We start from the raw sequence: 5,478 nt of genomic DNA on the forward strand, positions 1-5,478 counted from the left end.
AGTACTAGTGTTGCGTCTAGAATTGATAGACAAAATTTTAGAATTATACCCATTGCTCGTGTTCAATTAAGACTTTCGAGTACGCACAGAGTTTCATTAAACTATAATGGCAGAGCTATTGAGCCCTCGTTTAACCAAATTCAACCTGTAAAAGACGTTTCAAATCCACAAAATGCCATTGTGGGTAATCCCGATTTGAAAGTTGCATTTGCACACAGTGTAAATGCTCAGTATAGCAATTACATTGCTAATTCAAGAATTAACTACGAATTAAGACTAAACTCCTCATTTACAGAAGACCAGGTAGTCAATAATATTGTTGAGATTAGAGATCCTGCTGCTTTTGGTATATTTAAAAATGAAACACGATTTGTAAACTTACAAGGAAACAACAGCACTATTGGCGACTATTCTATTTCTAAGCAGTTAAGCGATAGAAGGTACAACCTTAGGTTTTTTGGGAATATCATCAACTCAAACCGTGTATCGATGAGTAATAACCAAATCAACAGCTCAAAAACTTGGGGTTTTAAGCAGAGTTTTGGTCCGCGAATGACTCCTAAGCCTTGGTTTGATATAAATCCATTCGTCTCATACGATTTTAATAAGATAGATTTTTCTTTAGCTCGTTCTAGGGATATTGTCCAAAACATTTGGGCATTGAGTGTAGATGGGAACATTTATTTTGCCAAGAAATACCAATTTGGATATGCAATAAGCAAAAATTATGTGAGTGGTATTGGCAACAATATAACGAACAATCCCTTGATTATTAACTCTATGCTGCAAGTGCGCGTGTTTAAAAATAAAGGCTCTCTGCAGTTAAGAGCCTATGATTTGTTGAACCAAAACAACTTTATCAACAGAACACAAAATGATTTAGGATTTACAGAAACTTTAACCAACCCTAACAGTCGTTATGTTATGCTAAACCTAAGTTTGAATATACAAAAATGGACAGGAGCCGTGGGAAATAATAACAGACCTCTTATTAGAAGAGGTGATGGCAGTTTTATGAACTAAACATCTGCAATATATTTTTTTAGGCACAAAATGCTTAAATAAGAATTTAATTTAACCTGTTTCGATATAGGGAAGGTTAACAAGGCCAGCTTATAATTATTCAGATATTTTCTGATTCAATTAATTTGATTTTAAAAATAATGCCTGTGTTTTATAAGCTGGTTCAGCAGATTAATGAATCTGACAATAATAAAATCTATAAAAATATAATTTTGTAAATCAGGATTGGGATAAGCGTAATTGATGTTCAATTGCAGTATTCTGATCTAAGCTTTTTTCTAATTCTCAACAGGGAACGTAAATCATCATCGGGAATACTGGGGGAAGATTTTAAAGAAAAAAAACAATCAGAAACCTTCTGGCTTGCTGTTCAGCTTTGGAAAATGGCGCGAACAGATTATTAAAGAAAAAATCCAATTGCATATCAGGCACATCCGTTAATTGATGAAGCGATAATGTTGAGCTATATTAAGAAATCTCATTATTGTAGCGTAAAAATCACTATCATTCCTATCCTTCAAACTGCATTTCTATGCGCTTATAGAAATATTTTCAAATAAATTTTTATAACTAAAAGATTAGTCGTAATATTGACTATAAATTTAGTTAGAATGAAAAAACTTACACAAGCAGAAGAGCAAATAATGCAGGTACTTTGGACACTCAAGGCGGGTGGCTATATAAAGGACTTTTTAGAATTGCTTGATGATCCCAAGCCACATAATAATACCGTGGCCACACTACTTAAAATATTAGTAGAGAAGGGCTTTGTGGGTATCAAAAATCCAAATCGCAATAATCTCTATTATCCATTAGTGTCAAAATCTGCGTATTCAGAGCAAAGTATTGAAGGTTTAACCGCAAGATATTTTGAAGGATCCTATTCCAATGTGGTATCCTTTCTAGTTGATAAGAAGCAGATGTCAATTGAGGATTTAGAACTCTTATTAAAGGAACTAAAAAATAAGAAATAATGAGCAGCGAACTAATTTTAATCTATATATTAAAATCAACTGTTATTACAGCGATTTTATACGGCTATTATCTTTTAGCTTTAAGAGATAATAAATTCCATTATTATAATCGCTTTTACCTATTGGGGAGCTTGATTTTAAGTCTGACGATACCCTTTTTAGACTTACACTGGTTCACCTTTGAAAGACCAGTAACAGAAAGCACAAATTTTGAACTCATCCAATTAATTACAGCACCGAGTAATCAAATTATTGAGCAGCAATTTGACTGGCTTGATGGTTTATTAATAGGTTCAGGAGTAATTGCATTTATATTTCTTGCGATGTTACTAATAAGTATTTGGAAGATTTTTAGCATCAAAAGAAACTCTCCGATAAAATATCTTGACGGAATAGATTTTATTGAAACAGAGGTAGATAATGCCCCTTTTTCATTCCTGAACAATCTTTTCTGGAAAAAAACAATGTCTTTAGAAGATGATAAAGGTCAAAAAATATTCAAGCATGAGCTAACCCACATTAAGCAAAAACACTCCTGGGATCGCCTATTTTGTCAAGTATTGAGCTCAATTTTATGGATTAATCCATTCAATTGGATTATCCAAAAAGAGCTTCAAACCATCCATGAGTTTATTGCAGATGAAGAAGCGATGGGCGAGAATAATACCGAAGCATTTGCAAAATTATTATTAGAAACACATTACGGAACACACTTTTTAAATCCAATACATCCTTTTAATTATTCATCCATTAAACGCAGATTAGCTATGTTAACGAAATCAAACAAAACAGAATACTCTTATTTAAGAAGAGTAATGGCATTACCCATTATGCTAATGGCTCTAGCAATTTTTTCAATCAAGGTAAACGCAGTAAACAGAATCCAAAATCTTGAAAACAAGATAGAAAAAGTATTATTGAAAAGTCAAGTAGATACCATTAAGGAAAAGTCGGCAGGAGATAAAATAATGGTATTCCTAGAGAAAATGAATAGTGAGAAAGGGACAGAAGCAAAGAAAATTATAATAATCGACGGAAAAGCCACTATTTCAGACTTGAAACCAGAGGATATTGAAAGCATTAGATTGATTAAGAAAGATGGACTAAAGTTAGAAAGAGATGCTAAAAATTCGAAAGGGGAAGTGAAAGAGCTAAGAATAGAAGGTCAAATTTTCCTTGAAGATAGCGATAAGGACCAGAACATAATGATCCTCACTACAAGGTCAAAGAATGGTGAAGCAAGCAAACAATATATTATGGATCCAAGTGATAAAATTGACAACAGAAAACTATTTATTGTGGATCAAAATAGTAAAGGTGAAATTGAGAATGCAGTAAAAAGAATTAAAGGTAAAGTGTTCACAGATATTACTGTTACCGGTTTCCAGGAAATTCTGGCAGACACGGTTGTTGTTCATAGAAAACCCAATCTTAACAATAAGATAATGGATGATCAGGTGGTTTACATGCTTGATGGTAAGAAAGTTGATAGCAACATTTTTAAAAATATTAAGCCTGATGAGATTCAATCTATTAACGTTCTAAAAGGAGAAAGTGCTCAAAAAAAATATAAGGATTTAGAGGGGAAGGATGTGATTGAGATCATTCTAAAGAAGAAATAAACAGCCTTATTCCAACTCAATATAAAACCCCGGTTATTTACAAAAGCCGGGGATTTTCTATTTTATGTTAACCTGAAAAACAAAAAAACATTCATTACGTAAATCGAGGAACCTATAATAAAATGAACGATGTTAACTCTATTGGATTCAATCCAAATCATTAACTTTGCACCATGCAAGTTCATATACTAAAATCAAAAATACACCGCGTAAAGGTAACTGATGCAGATCTGAATTATATTGGTAGCATTACCATAGATGAGGATTTGATGGACGCCGCAAATTTGCTTCACGGTGAAAAAGTGCAGATTGTAAATAATAATAATGGTGAGCGCTTTGAAACCTATACCATTCCTGGCAAACGAGGAAGTGGAGAAATAGTTTTAAATGGAGCGGCAGCAAGAAGAGTGATGCGTGGCGACGTCATTATTATCATTGCCTATGCCATTATGGATTATGAGGAGGCTAAAACCTTTAAGCCAACTATTGTGTTTCCTGATGAAGAAACAAACCTTCTAAAATAAAAGGACAATGAATTCATATCAATTTTAAACCTGAAATCTGAAAATTTATTCGTAAATTCTAAATAAATATTTAAAGAAATGACACAAAGAATCCCCTACGTAATAGCCATTTTAACACTCATTGGCGGTGTTTTTATCTCCATTATTTTCGGAACAAACGAAGATTATTTTAAGGATAAAATTAATGAGGGATTAAAAAAGAATGAAAAGGTAAACCAGATTCAAGATCCGATAGAAAAAGCGGCTGTTTTAAAATCTGAGGCCGACAAAAACTGGCGATATTATCAGAGATTTCACTTCCATGCTACTGGAATTGGTGCAATGATTATGGGAGTTCTATTATTTATTTCCTTTTTATCGGCACCAGATAGAATTAAAGCAATTAGCTCTTTTGCTGTATCCATTGGAGGATTTTTATACCCATTTGTATGGCTTTTTGCCGCCATTTACGGACCTGAAATGGGTCGTAGTGAAGCCAAAGAAGCATTTGCGGTATTTGGCTATATGGGAGGATTATTCCTTGTAGGTTTAGTTTTAACGCTGTACATGGCGCTTACATACCGATTAAAAGAGCTAAAATAGTCTATTCTTCAGGATCTATATGAGTTTTAGAGGAGCTTGAAATTAATCTATTAATTTCATTCATTTCACTATCACTTAGATATCTCCATTTACCAATGGGGATATCTAATTTTATATTCATTATCCTCACTCTTTTTAATTTCATCACCTTAAAATCAAGGTATTCGCACATCCTTCTAATCTGACGATTGAGACCTTGGGTTAAAATGATTTTAAATCTATTTTTATCAATCTTTTCCACTTCACACTCGCGAGTAATTGTATCCAATATTGGAACACCGCTTCTCATTTTTTTTAGAAATTCAGCGGTAATTGGTCGATTCACGGAGACCACATACTCCTTTTCGTGATTATTTCTGGCTCGCAAAATTTTATTGACAATATCCCCATCACTGGTTAATAGGATAAGTCCCTCGCTCGGTTTATCTAGTCGGCCGATAGGAAATATACGCTTAGGATACTTGATATAATCAATAATATTATCTTTTTCAACCTTGGTATCCGTTGTACAAACAATACCAACTGGCTTATTAAAAGCAATGTAGACGGGTTTTTCTTCTGGCTTCGAGACTAGCTTTCCATCTACTTTAACGATATCACCGGGAACAATTTTAGTTCCCATTTCAGGCACAATACCATTGATAGTCACCCGGTTTTCGAGAATCAACTTATCAGCAGCCCGTCGTGAGCAAAAGCCAATTTCACTCAAATATTTATTAATTCTGGTTGTATCCTCAGTACTCATCAATCTAG

The 5,478-nt window shown here is 33.5% G+C and carries 6 protein-coding genes; 5 read left to right on the plus strand and 1 reads right to left on the minus strand.

Going from position 1 to position 5,478, the window contains the following annotated elements; genetic code table 11:
• The 5 genes from ACILQF_RS10035 to ACILQF_RS10055 form a co-directional block, all read left to right on the plus strand.
• The coding region (locus ACILQF_RS10035) for an outer membrane beta-barrel protein (protein WP_395627276.1) at window positions 1–1,023 on the plus strand (1,023 nt) is incomplete at its 5' end.
• A 611-nt stretch (window positions 1,024–1,634) separates the two neighbouring features.
• The gene (locus tag ACILQF_RS10040; RefSeq protein ID WP_395627277.1) at window positions 1,635–1,997 is read left to right on the plus strand and encodes a BlaI/MecI/CopY family transcriptional regulator; all 363 of its coding nucleotides are present in this window, start codon (window positions 1,635–1,637) and stop codon (window positions 1,995–1,997) included.
• Window positions 1,997–3,619, plus strand: a complete 1,623-nt coding sequence (locus tag ACILQF_RS10045) for a M56 family metallopeptidase (RefSeq protein WP_395627278.1) — start codon at window positions 1,997–1,999, stop codon at window positions 3,617–3,619. Before ACILQF_RS10040 ends, ACILQF_RS10045 begins: the two co-directional genes overlap by 1 nt.
• Window positions 3,620–3,792: 173 nt before the next feature.
• Entirely contained in the window at window positions 3,793–4,143 is a 351-nt protein-coding gene (gene panD / locus ACILQF_RS10050; protein ID WP_395627279.1) for an aspartate 1-decarboxylase, read from the plus strand.
• Between the two features lie 78 nt (window positions 4,144–4,221).
• Window positions 4,222–4,725, plus strand: a complete 504-nt coding sequence (locus tag ACILQF_RS10055) for a hypothetical protein (protein ID WP_395627280.1) — start codon at window positions 4,222–4,224, stop codon at window positions 4,723–4,725.
• 1 nt (window position 4,726) lies between these two features.
• Here the strand turns inward: ACILQF_RS10055 and rluF are convergent.
• Window positions 4,727–5,478: 23S rRNA pseudouridine(2604) synthase RluF (gene rluF / locus ACILQF_RS10060; protein ID WP_395627281.1), on the minus strand; the 752-nt coding region annotated here is incomplete at its 5' end.

Source organism: Daejeonella sp. (assembly GCF_044232565.1).
Lineage (GTDB): Bacteria > Bacteroidota > Bacteroidia > Sphingobacteriales > Sphingobacteriaceae > Daejeonella.